Below are 14,576 nucleotides of genomic sequence, written 5' to 3'. Positions count from 1 at the left end.
CTTATTTGCGTGCGCCAGTCAGGTGCGCCGCCCGCCGAACGCCGTCGTAAAGAAGGCATAAACCCACTCTTTACGCTTTCTTTATGCCCCGCACACACCCTCGCTCTCGTTCCTTTACAGCCTCCTTTCCGACAATGCCTCCACACGCGGCAATACGCCGTAACACGGAGATCTTCCATGAGCGTTCTGGACGGGGTGTCACTGCTGCTGGCAGTGGGGCTGTTCATTTATCTGTTGGTTGCGCTGTTGCGCGCGGATCGGACTTAGGAGCGGCTATGCACAGTTATGACTATTGGCTGATCCTCGCATTCTTCGCGGTGGTCTTGCTGCCGGCGCCGTTCCTCGGGCGCTTCTACTACAAGGTAATGGAAGGTCAGCGCACCTGGCTGACGCCGATTCTCGGCCCGGTCGAACGCGGCTGTTACCGCATCGCCGGGGTCAATCCGCAGGATGAACAGAGCTGGCAGAAGTACACGCTGGCGCTGCTGGCGTTCAACCTCGCCGGTTTCCTGCTGCTGTTCGCGATCCTGCTGTTTCAGGATCACCTGCCGCTGAACCCGCAAAACCTGCCGGGCCAGGAGTGGACCCTCGCGTTCAACACCGCCGTCAGCTTCATGACCAACACCAACTGGCAGGCCTACAGCGGCGAAGCGTCGCTCAGCTACCTGAGCCAGATGGTCGGCCTCACCGTGCAGAACTTCGTCAGCGCCGCCACCGGCCTCGCCGTGCTGGTTGCGCTGTGCCGTGGCATCGGGCGCAAGTCCACCAAGACCCTCGGCAACTTCTGGGTCGACATGACCCGCGCCACCCTCTACGGCTTGCTGCCACTGTGCCTGCTGCTGGCGCTGTACCTGGTGTGGCAGGGCGTGCCGCAAACCTTCGCGCAATACGTGAATGCTGTGACGATGCAGGGCGTTGATCAGGTGATCCCGCTCGGCCCTGCCGCCAGCCAGATTGCGATCAAACAACTGGGCACCAACGGCGGTGGCTTCTTCGGCGTCAACTCGGCACATCCGTTCGAGAACCCGACCGCGTGGAGCAACCTGTTCGAAGTCGCGTCGATCATCCTGATCCCGGTGGCGCTGGTGTTCACCTTCGGCCACTACGTGAAGGACCTGCGCCAGAGCCGCGCCATCATCGGTTGCATGCTCGCGCTGTTCATCATCGGCGGCGCCACTTCGCTGTGGGCCGAGTATCAACCGAACCCTGCCTTGAACAACGTCGCCGTCGAACAGACCGCTCCGCTGGAAGGCAAGGAAGCGCGCTTCGGCACCACTGCCACCGTGCTCTGGTCGGTGACCACCACCGCGGCGTCGAACGGTTCGGTCAACGGCATGCACGACAGCCTCAACCCGCTCAGCGGCATGGTCGCGCTGGTCAACATGATGGTCGGCGAAGTGATCTTCGGCGGCGTCGGCGCGGGGCTCTACGGCATGTTGCTGAACGTGCTGATCGCGGTGTTCCTCGCCGGCCTGATGATCGGCCGCACTCCGGAATACCTCGGCAAGAAACTCCAGGCCCGTGAAGTGCAACTGCTGGTCGTCACCCTGCTGGTGATGCCGGTCGGCGTACTGGTGCTCGGCGCGATTGCCGCGAGCCTGCCGGGCCCGGTGGCGGCGGTGAGCAACCCCGGCCCGCACGGTTTCAGTCAGCTGCTCTACGCCTACACCTCGGCCAGTGCCAACAACGGTTCGGCGTTCGGTGGCTTCGGCGCCAACACCGCGTTTCACAACCTGATGCTCGGCTTGGGCATGTTGATCGGGCGCTTCGGTTACATCCTCCCGGTACTGGCCCTGGCCGGCAGCCTGGCGATGAAGAAAACCGCACCGATCGGCCAGAACAGCTTCCCGACCCACGGCCCGCTGTTCGTGACCCTGTTGACCGTGACCATTTTGCTGGTGGGCGGCCTGACCTTCTTGCCGACCCTGGCGCTCGGCCCAATCGCTGAACACCTGAGCATGGGCTTCTAAGGAGCTGATGATGAATATGCCCGCAATCAAACCCGCCGCCGTCAAGGCGCCGGAACAAGCGAAAACCGCGATCAGCGCCCTGTGGCGCCCGGCGCTGGTGCAAGCGTTCGTCAAGCTCGACCCGCGCCAGTTGCAGCGCTCGCCGGTGATGCTGGTGGTCGAACTGACGGCGATCCTGACCACCGTGCTGTGCTTCATTCCCGACAGCAGCGTGCCGACTTTCGTTGCCGCGCAAATCGCCCTGTGGCTGTGGTTCACCGTGCTGTTCGCCAACTTCGCCGAAGCGCTCGCCGAAGGTCGCGGCAAGGCCCGCGCCGACAGCCTCAAGGCCGGCAGCGAAGGCCTCAGCGCCCGACGCAAACTGGCCAACGGCAGCTTCCAGGTCGTACCGGCCACCAGCCTGCGCAAGGGCGATGTGGTGCGCGTCGAAGCGGGGGAGATGATCCCCGGTGACGGCGAAGTCATCGAAGGCATCGCGGCGGTCAACGAAGCGGCGATCACCGGCGAATCGGCGCCGGTAATTCGCGAGTCCGGCGGCGACCGCTCCGCCGTCACCGGCAACACCCGGCTGGTGTCCGACTGGTTGCTGGTGAAGATCACCGCCAACCCCGGTGAGTCGACCCTCGACCGCATGATCGCGCTGGTCGAAGGCGCCAAACGCCAGAAGACCCCGAACGAAGTCGCGCTGGACATCCTGCTGATCGGTCTGACCCTGATCTTCCTGCTGGTGGTCGTGACCCTGCAACCGTTCGCCCACTTCGCCAACGGCAGCCTGCCGCTGGTGTTCCTGGTGGCGTTATTGGTCACGCTGATTCCGACCACCATCGGCGGTCTGCTGTCGGCGATCGGGATTGCCGGGATGGATCGTCTGGTGCGCCTGAACGTGATCGCCAAGTCCGGTCGTGCGGTGGAAGCGGCGGGTGACGTGCATGTGTTGCTGCTGGACAAGACCGGCACCATCACTTTCGGTAACCGTCGTTGCAGCGCGGTGTATGCGGCGCCGGGTGTGAATGCCCGTGAATTGGCGGAAGGCGCGCTGTTCGCCTCGCTGGCCGACGAAACTGCCGAAGGCAAGTCCATCGTCGAGTACCTGCGCGGCACCAATCCGCAGCCGGAACCGGCGCTGGAAACCCTGACCGCCGTGCCGTTCAGTGCTGAAACCCGCTTGTCCGGTGTCGACTATCAGGGCCGTGTGTTCCGCAAGGGCGCGGTGGATTCGCTGCTGGCCTTCCTCGGTCAACAACGCAAGGATCTGGCCCCGGCGCTGTCCCGGGAAATCGACAAGATCGCCCAGAGCGGCGGCACCCCGTTGCTGGTCTGCGCCGACGGCAAACTGCTCGGTGCGATCCACCTCAAAGACGTGGTCAAGCCGGGCATCCGCGAGCGTTTCGCCGAACTGCGCAAGCTGGGAATTCGCACGGTGATGGTCACCGGCGACAACCCGCTGACCGCTGCCGCGATCGCCGCTGAAGCAGGCGTCGACGATGTGCTGGCCGAGGCCACGCCGGAGAAAAAGCTCGCCCGTATCCGTCACGAGCAGAACGACGGTCGTCTGGTCGCGATGTGTGGCGACGGCGCCAATGATGCCCCGGCGCTGGCCCAGGCTGACGTCGGCATGGCGATGAACGACGGCACGCAAGCCGCGCGCGAAGCGGCCAACATGGTCGACCTCGACAGCGACCCGACCAAGCTGCTGGATGTGGTGCAGATCGGCAAGGAGTTGCTGGTGACCCGTGGCGCGCTGACGACCTTTTCCATCGCCAACGACGTGGCCAAGTACTTCGCGATCCTGCCGGCGTTGTTCGCTGCGATCTACCCGCAACTGGGGGTGTTGAACATCATGCATTTGAGCAGCCCTCAGAGCGCGATCCTGTCGGCCATCGTCTTCAACGCTTTGATCATCGTCGTGCTGATTCCGCTGGCCCTGCGTGGTGTACGGGTGCAGGCGGCGAGTGCGGCGGCGTTGCTGCGACGCAACCTGCTGATCTATGGCCTGGGCGGGATTCTGGTGCCGTTCGTGGGGATCAAGGCGATCGACATGCTGTTGACGGCGTTGCATCTGGTTTGAGTTAAAGGTGTTCGCTGTATCTCTACACGGCTTGAGATCCAGCCCTCACCCTAACCCTCTCCCGGAGGGAGAGGGGACTGACCGAGGTGTTTTCTGGAGTTACACCGACCTGAATTACCGAGCCGAACTCAGGATTTGAAAAGCACAAAGATCGGCTCCCTTTCCTTCAGAAAAAGGGACTGACCGAGGTGTTTTCTGAAGATACATCGACCTGAGATATCGAGCCGAACTCAGGTCTTGAAAAGCCCCCAATCGGCTCCCTTTCCCCCTCGCCCCCTTTGGGGGAGAGGGCTGGGGTGAGGGGGAGGGATCTTCCTGACACCCCACCAAAGTTTGCCCAATGAATTCGAGGATTTTGAAATGTCCACAATGTTACGTCCGGCCCTGAGCCTGCTGGTGCTGATGACCCTGGTCACCGGCGTTGCCTATCCGCTGGTAGTTACGGGCGTCGCGCAGGTCGCTTTCCCCGAGCAGGCCAACGGCAGCCTGGTGCGCGATGCCGAAGGCAAGGTGCGCGGCTCGTCGCTGATCGCTCAGGATTTTGTTGGCGATGCCTGGTTCCATCCGCGTCCTTCGGCCGGTGCCTTCGCCACCGTGTCGAGCAGCGCGAGCAACCTTTCGCCAAGCAATCCGGCGCTGGCCACTCGGGTGATCGATGACGCCAACAAGCTGCAGGTGCCCGGCCAGGGCCCGGTGCCGCTGGCGCTGTTGACCACCTCCGGCAGCGGTCTCGATCCGCACTTGCCACCGGCGGCGATTGCCTATCAACTGGCGCGTGTTGCGGCAGCGCGCAATCTGCCGGTGGCGACCTTGCAGCAGTTGCTCGACGCGCACATCGAACAGCCGCTGGTGGGCCCGCCAGTGGTGAATGTACTGGCGCTGAACATGGCGCTGGAAAAGCTGTGAATCGCGATCACATCAGGAAGAGAGAGCTTCAAGCATGAGTGACTCCGGCCGCGCCGACGCGCTGTTAGCAGACTTGCCCCGCGATGGACGCGGCCGGCTCAAGGTTTTCCTCGGCGCAGCGCCAGGCGTGGGCAAGACCTACGCGATGTTGCAGGCGGCCCACAGCCAGCTGCGCCAAGGCGTGAAAGTCATCGCCGGCGTGGTCGAAACCCACGGCCGCGCCGAAACCGAAGCGCTGCTCGGCGGCTTGCCGCAACTGCCGCTGGTGCGCTCGGAATATCGCGGCGTGACGCTCGAAGAAATGGACCTCGACGGCCTGCTCGCCGCCAAACCGAAGCTTGTGCTGGTGGATGAACTCGCCCACAGCAACGCCCCCGGCAGTCGCCACGCCAAACGCTGGCAGGACATTCAGGAACTGCTCGCCGCCGGCATCGACGTCTACACCACGGTCAACGTCCAGCACCTGGAAAGTCTCAACGATCAGGTGCGCGGCATCACCGGTGTGCAGGTACGCGAAACCCTGCCGGACTGGGTGCTGCAAGAAGCCTACGAACTGCTGCTGATCGACCTGCCGCCCCGCGAATTGCTTGAGCGCCTGCGCGAAGGCAAGGTCTACGTGCCGGAACAGGCGCGCGCCGCAATCGATGCATTTTTCACCCAGACCAACCTCACCGCGCTGCGCGAACTGGCGATGCAGACCGCTGCCGCACAGGTCGATAACGATCTCGCTCAGGGCTATCGCCAGCTCGGCCAAGCCGCGCCGGCGGTGCGAGGGCGCTTGCTGGTCGGCGTCGATGGCGATGCCCAGGCCGAACGGCTGGTGCGACACGCCAGTCGGGTTGCCCAGCGTCGGCATTTGCCGTGGAGTCTGGTGCATGTCGATAACGGCAGCGTGCGCGATGAACAATCGCGCCTGCGTCTGCAAAGCGCCCAGCAACTGGCCGAACGCCTCGGCGGCGAAGTGGTGCTGCTGCGGGCCGGCGAAGTGGCGAAAACCCTGATTCAGCATGCGGCTGAACGGCGGGCGAGTCTGGTGCTGGTCGGCCAGTCGCGACCACGCTTGCGCAGGCGCCTGTTCGGTGGCGGGCTGGCGGCACGTTTGCTGCGTCAGGCCCATGGTCTGGAAATCAACGTGCTGGACAGTGATCAGGAACAGCATCAACCGCGCCCGCGTGTAGCGCCGACGCTGGTGTGGTTTGACTATGCGCTGGCGCTGGTCGCCACGCTGTTGGCCAGTGCGCTGGCGTGGGCGGTGTCCAGCGTGCTGCCGCTGCCGAACATCTCGCTGGTGTTTCTTGCGGCGGTGTTGCTGGTGGCGGTGCGCAGCAGCCTCGGCCCGGCGCTGGCCTGTGCGGCGTTGTCGTTTCTGACTTATGACTTTCTGTTCATTCCGCCGAATTTCTCCTTCAGCATCCAGCGCGAAGAGGACGTGCTGACGTTGCTGTTCTTCCTGCTGATGGCGGCGCTCACCGGCAACCTCGCGGCGCGTCAGCGGCGACAATTGCAGGCGCTGCGCGATACCCAGGAAGAGACCACCGAACTGCTCGACCTGTCGCGCAAACTTACCGCTGCCACCGACCGTCAGGCCGTGGTCAGCGCCGCCGCGCAGCACCTCAATGGCTGGAGCGATCTGCAACTGTGCCTGCTCAATCGCGACGGGCAGGGCGGCTGGAAAGTCGAAACCGGCGGGCCGCTGCAATTCACGGAATCCGAGCGCGCCGCCGCAGACTGGGCCTGGCAACACGATCAACCGGCGGGCATGGGCACCGGCACGTTGCCGTTCGGGCGCTGGTGGTGGTGGCCGCTGTCGGTGGAAGACGGGCCGCTGGCGCTGCTCGGTGTGTGTGCCAAGGAAGGCCAGACCTTGAGCGGGCAACGCCGGCGTTTGCTGACCGCGCTGAGCCAGCCGCTGGCTCAGGCCCTGGCCCGGGCACAACTGGCCGATGACCTGGAAGCCGCGCGCCTGCACGGCGAAACCGAACAACTGCGCAGTGCCTTGCTGGCTTCGGTGTCCCACGATCTGCGCACGCCGCTGACCTCGATGCGCGGCAGCATCGACAGCCTGCTGGCGCTCGGCGAAGCGATCCCGCTGGAGGATCGCCGCGAGCTGCTCGAAGGCACCCGCGATGAAGCCGAGCGTCTCGACCGCTACATCCAGAACCTGCTGGACATGACTCGCCTCGGCCACGGCGCCCTGAAGCTGGCGCGGGACTGGGTGTCGCCGGCGGACATCGTCGGCAGTGCGCTCAATCGACTGCGGGCGGTGTTGTCGTCATTGCAGGTCGCGACCGATGTGCCAGCCGAACTGCCGCTGTTGTTCGTGCATGCCGCGCTGATCGAGCAGGCGCTGGTGAACGTGCTGGAAAACGCCGCCCGCTTCTCACCGTCCCACGGTCGTCTGCAATTGCGCGCAGGGGCGGATGACAGCGAAGTGTTTTTCTCGGTCAGCGACGAAGGGCCGGGGATTCCGGTCGATGAGCGGGCGAAGATTTTCGACATGTTCTACACCGCCGCCCGGGGGGATCGGGGCGGGCAGGGCACCGGCCTCGGGCTGGCGATCTGTCAGGGCATGGTCGGTGCCCATGGCGGGCGGATCAGTGTCGGCGACGGCATCGATGGACGCGGCACCTGCATCACCCTGCACCTGCCGTTGCAGACGCAACCGGGGATGGACGGTGAAGCCTGATCCGCGCTGCGCTACTCTCTTGCCACTCTTTTGTGTTGATGTGAATTCATGAGCCAGACCGCGACCATTTTGGTCATCGATGACGAACCGCAGATCCGCAAGTTCCTGCGCATCAGCCTCGCTTCTCAGGGCTACAAAGTGCTGGAGGCCGGCACCGGCGCCGAGGGCTTGGCCCAGGCGGCGCTGAACAAACCGGATCTGCTGGTGCTCGACCTCGGCCTGCCGGACATGGACGGCCAGCAAGTGCTGCGCGAGTTTCGCGAGTGGGCCACGGCGCCGGTGCTGGTGCTGTCGGTGCGCGCCAGCGAAGGGCAGAAAGTCCAGGCGCTGGATGGCGGCGCCAATGACTACGTGACCAAGCCGTTCGGCATTCAGGAATTTCTCGCTCGGGTGCGTGCGTTGCTGCGTCAGGCACCGGCCGGGGAAGCGCAGCAGGCCGCGTTGAGTTTCGGCCCGCTGACCGTGGACCTGGCGTATCGCCGGGTGTTGCTCGACGGCGTCGAAGTCGCCCTGACCCGCAAGGAATACGCAGTGCTGGCGCAACTGGCGCGGCATCCGGGGAGGGTAATCACCCAGCAGCAATTGCTCAAGGACATCTGGGGCCCGACTCACACCGAGGACAGCCACTACTTGCGCATCGTGGTCGGGCATCTGCGGCAGAAACTGGCGGACGACCCGACCCGGCCACGATTCATCGTGACCGAGGCCGGCGTCGGTTATCGCTTGTTGAGCGAGAGCAGCCTTTAGTTCTGCTCGCTCTCGTAGCGATCCAGCGTATCCCGGGCAATCTCGCGACCCAGCGCGATCAGTTCCGGCGCCTTGTAGAACTCGAAGAACCGGCACACCCGCTTCGGCACGTTGATCAGGATGTCCGGCGGATACCCGGCGATCTTGTACTGCGCCAGCGAGGTCTGCATCACCTCGAAACTCTGGTTGATCAGGTCGAGCAATGAAGCAGGTCCGACGTTATCGATGATGAACGAGCCGGTGGCTGATTTCGGCGCGCCATCGCGTTCCGGGGCGGCGGCCGGTTGCTGGGTTTCCGGCTCGGCACCTTCGACCCACGGATTGATGTCCGCCGCTTCGGCACGCAGCGCTTCCTGTTCCAGCATCAGCAGTTGCTCGGCCTGTTTGCGGCGGAACGGCATCTTCGAGCCCAACGAATTGATCAGGCTGTCGAAGCGCGTGCGGAACGCGGCGGGGCGCTGGATCACCGGCAGTTTGTAGTGGCGCTGGTTGGTCGAGTTGAGATTGACCGCGATGATCAGGTCGCAGTGGCTCGACACCACCGGCACGATCGGCAACGGGTTGAGAATGCCGCCATCCACCAGCATCCGGTTGCCTTGCATCACCGGGGTGAACAGGCTGGGAATCGCTGCCGAGGCCCGCATCGCCTGATGCAGGCAGCCTTCCTGGAACCAGATTTCCTGTTGATTGGTGAGGTCGGCGGCCACCGCCGTGTAGGGGATGCGCAGGTCTTCGATGTTGATCTCGCCGACGATCTTGCGGATCTGGCCAAAGACTTTTTCGCCACGGATCGCGCCGAGGCGGAAGCTGACGTCCACCAGCCGCAGCACGTCGAGGTAATCCAGGCTTTCGATCCAGTTGCGATACTCGTCGAGCTTGCCGGCGGCGTAGATTCCGCCGACCACGGCCCCCATTGAACAGCCGGCAATACAACTGATGTCATAGCCCCGTCGTTCGATCTCTTCAATGACCCCGATATGGGCATAGCCCCGGGCGCCACCGGAGCCCAGCACCAGTGCGACACGCTTTTTCATCCGACTTCCTCCCGGCAAGGTTCCACAATGCACCCATCGAGGGCCGGGCGACAATCGCCGGGGTCGTTCGGGGCGGCGATGGCGTCGTTTTTTCGATACTTCATGACCCGTCGGCGTTATCTTTTGCAGTGCGGTGCAATTGCGGGACACAAGGCACTTTTTCGCTGGCGCACCGTCTTACCTGCACGACTGTTGACCTATCTTTGAGGTGTGAGTGATGAAAGCCTGGATCTGTGTGCCGTTGATGGCGCTGGCATTGGCCGGTTGCGCCGGCAAGACCGCTTACCGCGACAGCTGCGGCAGCCAGCTCGACGCGGCGTGGCATGAACTGGATCTGGCGAAGGCCGAAGGGTTTGCCGGCACCGTCAGCTATTCCAAGGCGCTGTCGCTGTTGACGGCGGCCAAGACCCAACAGCAATTCGAGGGGTTCGAAGGCTGCACCAAGAAAGCCGAAAAAGCGCGTTTCTACATTCGCGAATCCCGCGCCGGGCGCTAAGCTGCTGACGTGGCGCAAGGGCAGGTCGCTTGCGCCGGCGCACACTCGTGCAAAGCCATTGAATTCAGGAGCAAGCGATGTCTGCGTTGGTTGATCGGTTGGTGGCTCATGTCTTGAGCCTGGAAGTCAGGCTGCTGGCCTGTCAGGCACGTTTGACCGCCCGGACTGATCCTGAGGCGCTGCACGATCTGCGCACCACCGTACGGCGCTTGCGCAGTCTGCTGCGACCGTTGCGCGGTTTGCCCGGTGTCGAACAACTGGAAGATGCGGCCGCTGCGGTGGGGCAACTGACCACGCCATGGCGCGACCGCGAGGTGCTGGCGGCGTATCTGCTCGAACATGGTCAGCCCGAAGCCGCGCAGCGGCGCATGGCACAGATGGCCGAGGCCTACCCGGCGCTGGCGGCCAGCGCCGAAGTGGCGTCGCTGCTGATGATGCTCGATGCCTTTCCGCGTTTTTTGCGCGCGTCCCAGCGCCAGGGATTGCTCGAACGCCTGGACAAACGCATCGAAAAACGTCTGGGCAAACAATGGAAGAACCTCGACGTGGCGCTGCACGATCCGGCCCACGACCGCCATCGCCTGCGGCTGCTGATCAAGCGTGTACGTTACGGCATCGAGGCCTATCCCGAACTCGATCGCCTGCCGAAACCCGCATTGACCCGTCTTAAATCCGCACAAGGCGCCCTCGGTGACTGGCACGATTGCTGGCAATGGCTGGCCCGCGCCGAGCTGGAGCCGGATCTGCAACCCTGCGTCGCCACCTGGCAGGCGACCATGATCCAGGCCGAAATCAAGGCCGACCGGGTGCTGGAAAAACTCAGCGCGGCCTGCTTCAAGTCCTGAAACCCGCTGGCGCGCAGCACCGCTGTCTTATCTGTCAGTCTCTTTGACCGGAATGGACGCTGCGCCGCTCTGCCGCGCTGGTTAAGATCCGGTCATTCCCTTTTTCGTGTCCGAGGTTTCCATGCGCTTTTGCGATCTGATCGATGCTGTCCGTCGTCAACCGGAGGTCACGATTCCGGCGGAGTGGGGGCAGGGCCGGGCCAGTTTTGGCGGGTTGGTGGCCGCGCTGCAATTTGAAGTGATGCGGAGCAAGGTGCCTGCCGATCGGCCGGTGCGTTCGTTGGCGATCACTTTTGTCGGCCCGGTCGAGCCCGAAGTGCCGGTGAGCTTTGAAGTCGAAGTGCTGCGCGAAGGCAAGGCGGTCAGTCAGGTGCTGGGGCGTGCGGTGCAAAACGGCCAGGTGGTGACGATGGTGCAAGGCAGCTTCGGGGCTTCGCGGCCGTCGGAAGTGGCGGTTGAAGCGTATCCCGCGCCGGAGATGAAGCACTGGGACGACTGCCAGGAACTGCCGTACATCAAAGGTGTAACGCCCGAGTTCATGCGTCATCTGGCGATGCGCTGGAGTGTCGGCGGCATGCCGTTCACGGGCAATCAATCGCGGCTGATGGGCGGTTGGGTGCGTTTGCGCGGGGATGTGAAGGAAGAGCCGGTCAACGAGGCGCACCTGCTGGCGCTGGTCGATGCCTGGCCTCCCGCGCTGTTGCCTTACCTGAAGAAACCGGCACCGGGCAGCACGCTGACCTGGACCATCGAATTCGTTCATCCGTTACGCGATTTGAGCACGCTGGATTTTTGCCAATACCTGGCGGACATCGAGTATGCGGCTGACGGTTACGGCCATGTCGCCGCCAAGCTGTGGAGCGCGAAGGGTGAGCTGATTGCCATGAGTCGGCAGACGGTGACGATCTTCGCCTGACTCAATGGCGGCGATGGCGTTCGCGCCAGGCGCGGAACCAGCCGCCACTGAGGAAGAACCGCGGAAACGTCAGGAACTGCTCGACCAGCAGACGCGAGACGGCGTCCTTGCGATCACTGAACGGCTCGGAGGCTTGCGCCTCCAGGCTGTGACCGTGACGCTGCAGACCCAGCGCCGCGATGATGCCGATCACGCCGATCGCCACGCTCGCCAGACTCAGGCTGAACACCCCCGAGACGATTAACAGAAACGCGACAATGAACAGCGGCACGGCAATCAGGTGCAGCACCAGATTGGTCGGGTGCTGATGGTTGTTCGGGTACGCGCGCCATTGCCACGCGGGAAGGTTGGGGTGACGTTTGCCCATGTTGCTGCTCCTCATTCCATGTTCGGTACATGGTTGAAGAATAGGCCCGGGCAGCCGGGGCGGCGAATCAAGGTTGGCTATTGAAGTGATAGGAACAATGGCCAATCTTGATGTTGCCCCCTAGAGCTTCAATTGGCCTATCGCCTTGTTCAGTTCCCCGGCCAGTGTCGCCAACTCGTTACTGGTGGTCGCCGAATCCACGGTCTGTTGCACAGTGTTTTCGGTGACATCGCGAATGCTCACCACCGCGCGGTTCATCTCTTCGGCCACCTGACTTTGCTGCTCCGCCGCCACCGCAATCTGCGTGTTGCTCTCGCGCATCTGCGCCACCGCTCCGGTGATTTCCGCCAGCGCTTCGCCGGCCTCTTGCGCCTGCTGCACGCAGTCGTCGGCCTTGTACGAACTCTCCTGCATGAAGTCCACCGCGTCGCGGGTGCCGGCCTGCAACGCCGACACCATGGTGGTGATTTCATCGGTGGAGGTCTGCACGCGTTTGGCGAGGTTGCGCACCTCGTCGGCGACCACCGCGAACCCGCGCCCCATTTCCCCGGCGCGCGCCGCTTCGATCGCGGCGTTAAGTGCGAGCAGATTGGTCTGTTCGGCAATGCTATGAATCACGCTGACCACGCCGTTGATCTTCTGGCTGTCCTCGGCCAGACGCTGGATCATCTCGGCGGTCTGTTGCACGCCGCTGGACAGCCCGGCAATCGAAGTCTGCACCCGGCTCACCACTTGCTGGCCGCTGCCGGCCAGGCCATCCGCGGTCTGCGACAGATCGCGAGTGGCGCCGGCGTGCTGGGCGATGTGGTAGACGGTGGCGGTCATTTCGTTGATCGCCGTGGCGGCCTGATCGGTTTCGCTCTGCTGGCCGAGCATGCCGTGGCGTACCTCGTTCATGCTCGAAGCCAGTCGCGCCGCGCCGACGTCGAGTTGTCGCGCGGTGTTGGCCACGGTGGTCACCACTCGCTGATAACCGGCCTGCATCGCGTTGAACGCGTTGGCCATCTGACCGACTTCATCCTTACAGGCCAGCGGCACGCGGGCGGCGAGGTCGCCGGTTTTCTCCACGTGCAGCATCACGTCCTTGAGGGTGTTGAGCTGGCTGAGCAGAAAGCGGATCAACAATTGTGAAGCGCCGAGCATCGCCAGCATCAGGATGAACACCGCCACCGCGTAGTTGGCGAAGCGCTCGCTGAACACCTGGCTGAGGCTGGGGGCGTAGGCGGTCACGGCGACCTGCTGGCCATCGGCACGGCTGAAGACCTCGGCGCCGAGCAGCGGATTTTCACCGAACAATGGCAGGTGACTGATCTCGATCCAGCCGCTGCTGTCGGTAATCTCCAGCAGAGGCTGATCGTTGAGGCGCGGCGCTTCGCCGCGTTTGAAAGTCAGTACCTGATCGGATTTGGGCAGTGCTTGCCCGGCCGGCCAGGCCTTGAGCAACTGCGCCTGGGCCTGGGCCGAGGTTTGCGCGGCGTGGCTGCGGGCTTGTTGTTCGAGCTGTACGGCGTACAGCACCAGTAACAGGGTGGTGACAAAGGCGACCGCGTTGACCGCCCAGAATTTGTATTTCAGCGAGATATTGCTAAGCCAGGCACCCATGGAGGTCTTCTCTGATAGCGGAAACAGTTTTGGCAAGGTGCCATTATTGTGCCGCTACGCAGGTGTCCGGATCTTGATGTGCATCAACAAGTGATGCATTCGCCTCGGCTAGGGCAGGGTAGGTAAACCGTAAAACGCACGCGCGCAGGCGGTGGTGTGGGCCGCCAGATCCTCTTCGGTTTCGCCTCGATGCAATGCCACTTCGCGCAGCACTTCGGTCAGATACGCCGGCTCGTTGCGGCCGTTTTTCGGCTTCGGCCGCAATGTGCGCGGCAGCAGGTACGGCGCATCGCTTTCCAGCATCAGGCGACCGCGTTTGATTTCCTTCACCAGCGGATGCAAATGGGTGCCGCGACGCTCGTCGCAGATCCAGCCGGTGATGCCGATGTGCAGGTCCATATCGAGGTAGCTGAACAGCGCTGTCTGCTCACCGGTGAAGCAATGCACCACAGCGGCGGGCAATCGGTCGCGGAAGTCACGGAGGATTTCCAGCAGGCGCTGGCTCGCATCACGTTCGTGCAGAAACACCGGCAATTGCAGTTCGGCAGCCAGCGCCAGATGTTCTTCGAGGACTTTTTCCTGCTGCGGGCGCGGCGAGAAATCGCGGTTGAAATCCAGCCCGCATTCGCCCACCGCCACCACGTTAGATTCCTGCAGCAGGCTGCGCAGACGCCGTGCGCTGTCGGCGTTCCAGTCGCTGGCCGAATGCGGGTGAATGCCAGCGGTGGCGAACAGTCGCTGGCCGTCCGGATCCAGTTGCTGGCACAGCTCCAGTGCCTGTTCGCTGCCTTCGACGCTGGTGCCGGTCAGCACCAGTTGGCAGACCCCGGCATCGTAAGCGCGGTCGAGCACGGCCTGGTGTTTGTCGGCGAAACTGGGGTTGGTCAGGTTGACGCCGATATCGATGAGTTGCATGGTGCTACCTCGGGCCGAAGGCCG

The 14,576-nt window shown here is 63.6% G+C and carries 13 protein-coding genes; 9 read left to right on the top strand and 4 right to left on the bottom strand.

From position 1 onward, the window contains the following. Positions 1-177: 177 nt before the first annotated feature. The 6 genes from kdpF to M5G18_RS02315 all read left to right on the top strand — a co-directional run bounded on the left by kdpF (position 178) and on the right by M5G18_RS02315 (position 8,377). Entirely contained in the window at positions 178-267 is a 90-nt protein-coding gene (gene kdpF, locus M5G18_RS02340; RefSeq protein ID WP_007950940.1) for a K(+)-transporting ATPase subunit F, read from the top strand. Positions 268-275: 8 nt separating this feature from the next. Next, complete coding sequence (gene kdpA, locus M5G18_RS02335; protein ID WP_039770510.1) at positions 276-1,970, top strand: potassium-transporting ATPase subunit KdpA; 1,695 nt, start codon at positions 276-278, stop codon at positions 1,968-1,970. Between the two features lie 10 nt (positions 1,971-1,980). Next, positions 1,981-4,038, top strand: a complete 2,058-nt coding sequence (kdpB, locus tag M5G18_RS02330; protein WP_273898470.1) for a potassium-transporting ATPase subunit KdpB — start codon at positions 1,981-1,983, stop codon at positions 4,036-4,038. A 360-nt stretch (positions 4,039-4,398) separates the two neighbouring features. Further along, positions 4,399-4,944, top strand: coding sequence for a potassium-transporting ATPase subunit KdpC (gene kdpC, locus M5G18_RS02325; RefSeq protein WP_011335328.1), 546 nt, complete (start codon positions 4,399-4,401; stop codon positions 4,942-4,944). A gap of 34 nt (positions 4,945-4,978) precedes the next feature. Next, positions 4,979-7,630 (top strand): sensor histidine kinase, encoded by a 2,652-nt coding sequence (locus M5G18_RS02320; RefSeq protein WP_007950944.1) that lies wholly within the window; start codon positions 4,979-4,981, stop codon positions 7,628-7,630. A gap of 48 nt (positions 7,631-7,678) precedes the next feature. Continuing rightward, the gene (locus M5G18_RS02315; RefSeq protein ID WP_273898469.1) at positions 7,679-8,377 is read left to right on the top strand and encodes a response regulator; all 699 of its coding nucleotides are present in this window, start codon (positions 7,679-7,681) and stop codon (positions 8,375-8,377) included. Here the strand turns inward: M5G18_RS02315 and M5G18_RS02310 are convergent. Next, positions 8,374-9,411: a patatin-like phospholipase family protein gene (locus M5G18_RS02310; RefSeq protein WP_085607182.1), complete on the bottom strand. Its 1,038-nt coding sequence runs from the start codon at positions 9,409-9,411 to the stop codon at positions 8,374-8,376. The genes M5G18_RS02315 and M5G18_RS02310 overlap by 4 nt on opposite strands. Positions 9,412-9,628: 217 nt before the next feature. Between M5G18_RS02310 and M5G18_RS02305 the strand changes: the two genes are divergently transcribed. The 3 genes from M5G18_RS02305 (at position 9,629) to M5G18_RS02295 (ending at position 11,668) form a co-directional block, all read left to right on the top strand. Continuing rightward, the gene (locus M5G18_RS02305) at positions 9,629-9,907 is read left to right on the top strand and encodes a hypothetical protein (RefSeq protein ID WP_007950948.1); all 279 of its coding nucleotides are present in this window, start codon (positions 9,629-9,631) and stop codon (positions 9,905-9,907) included. Between the two features lie 77 nt (positions 9,908-9,984). Beyond that, complete coding sequence (locus M5G18_RS02300; RefSeq protein WP_273898468.1) at positions 9,985-10,752, top strand: CHAD domain-containing protein; 768 nt, start codon at positions 9,985-9,987, stop codon at positions 10,750-10,752. Between the two features lie 121 nt (positions 10,753-10,873). Then, a complete protein-coding gene (locus tag M5G18_RS02295; RefSeq protein ID WP_273898467.1) occupies positions 10,874-11,668 on the top strand; it encodes an acyl-CoA thioesterase in 795 nt (264 codons plus the stop codon). A 1-nt stretch (position 11,669) separates the two neighbouring features. On the opposite strand, the gene M5G18_RS02290 is transcribed toward M5G18_RS02295, so the two are convergent. The 3 genes from M5G18_RS02290 to M5G18_RS02280 form a co-directional block, all read right to left on the bottom strand. Next, positions 11,670-12,035: an Mpo1-like protein gene (locus M5G18_RS02290; RefSeq protein WP_007950951.1), complete on the bottom strand. Its 366-nt coding sequence runs from the start codon at positions 12,033-12,035 to the stop codon at positions 11,670-11,672. Between the two features lie 120 nt (positions 12,036-12,155). Beyond that, complete coding sequence (locus M5G18_RS02285) at positions 12,156-13,637, bottom strand: methyl-accepting chemotaxis protein (protein ID WP_273898466.1); 1,482 nt, start codon at positions 13,635-13,637, stop codon at positions 12,156-12,158. 108 nt (positions 13,638-13,745) lie between these two features. After that, positions 13,746-14,552 carry a TatD family hydrolase gene (locus M5G18_RS02280; protein ID WP_273898465.1) on the bottom strand — a complete coding sequence of 269 codons (807 nt, stop codon included), beginning with the start codon at positions 14,550-14,552 and terminating at the stop codon, positions 13,746-13,748. Positions 14,553-14,576 lie beyond the last annotated feature (24 nt).

The organism is Pseudomonas aphyarum, from assembly GCF_028657055.1.
GTDB classification, from domain to species: domain Bacteria; phylum Pseudomonadota; class Gammaproteobacteria; order Pseudomonadales; family Pseudomonadaceae; genus Aquipseudomonas; species Aquipseudomonas aphyarum.
Note: the sequence above shows the minus strand (reverse complement) of the source record. Positions and strands in the feature narration are given on the sequence as shown.

What these genes read in the sequence shown, in the direction of transcription:
- kdpA (WP_039770510.1), top strand. Translation starts at nt 276, where the DNA reads ATGCACAGTTATGACTATTGGCTGATCCTCGCATTCTTCGCGGTGGTC.
- M5G18_RS02310 (WP_085607182.1), bottom strand. Translation starts at nt 9,411, where the DNA reads ATGAAAAAGCGTGTCGCACTGGTGCTGGGCTCCGGTGGCGCCCGGGGC.
- M5G18_RS02285 (WP_273898466.1), bottom strand. Translation starts at nt 13,637, where the DNA reads ATGGGTGCCTGGCTTAGCAATATCTCGCTGAAATACAAATTCTGGGCG.
- M5G18_RS02315 (WP_273898469.1), top strand. Translation starts at nt 7,679, where the DNA reads ATGAGCCAGACCGCGACCATTTTGGTCATCGATGACGAACCGCAGATC.
- M5G18_RS02295 (WP_273898467.1), top strand. Translation starts at nt 10,874, where the DNA reads ATGCGCTTTTGCGATCTGATCGATGCTGTCCGTCGTCAACCGGAGGTC.
- M5G18_RS02300 (WP_273898468.1), top strand. Translation starts at nt 9,985, where the DNA reads ATGTCTGCGTTGGTTGATCGGTTGGTGGCTCATGTCTTGAGCCTGGAA.
- M5G18_RS02280 (WP_273898465.1), bottom strand. Translation starts at nt 14,552, where the DNA reads ATGCAACTCATCGATATCGGCGTCAACCTGACCAACCCCAGTTTCGCC.
- kdpF (WP_007950940.1), top strand. Translation starts at nt 178, where the DNA reads ATGAGCGTTCTGGACGGGGTGTCACTGCTGCTGGCAGTGGGGCTGTTC.
- kdpC (WP_011335328.1), top strand. Translation starts at nt 4,399, where the DNA reads ATGTCCACAATGTTACGTCCGGCCCTGAGCCTGCTGGTGCTGATGACC.
- M5G18_RS02290 (WP_007950951.1), bottom strand. Translation starts at nt 12,035, where the DNA reads ATGGGCAAACGTCACCCCAACCTTCCCGCGTGGCAATGGCGCGCGTAC.
- kdpB (WP_273898470.1), top strand. Translation starts at nt 1,981, where the DNA reads ATGAATATGCCCGCAATCAAACCCGCCGCCGTCAAGGCGCCGGAACAA.
- M5G18_RS02320 (WP_007950944.1), top strand. Translation starts at nt 4,979, where the DNA reads ATGAGTGACTCCGGCCGCGCCGACGCGCTGTTAGCAGACTTGCCCCGC.
- M5G18_RS02305 (WP_007950948.1), top strand. Translation starts at nt 9,629, where the DNA reads ATGAAAGCCTGGATCTGTGTGCCGTTGATGGCGCTGGCATTGGCCGGT.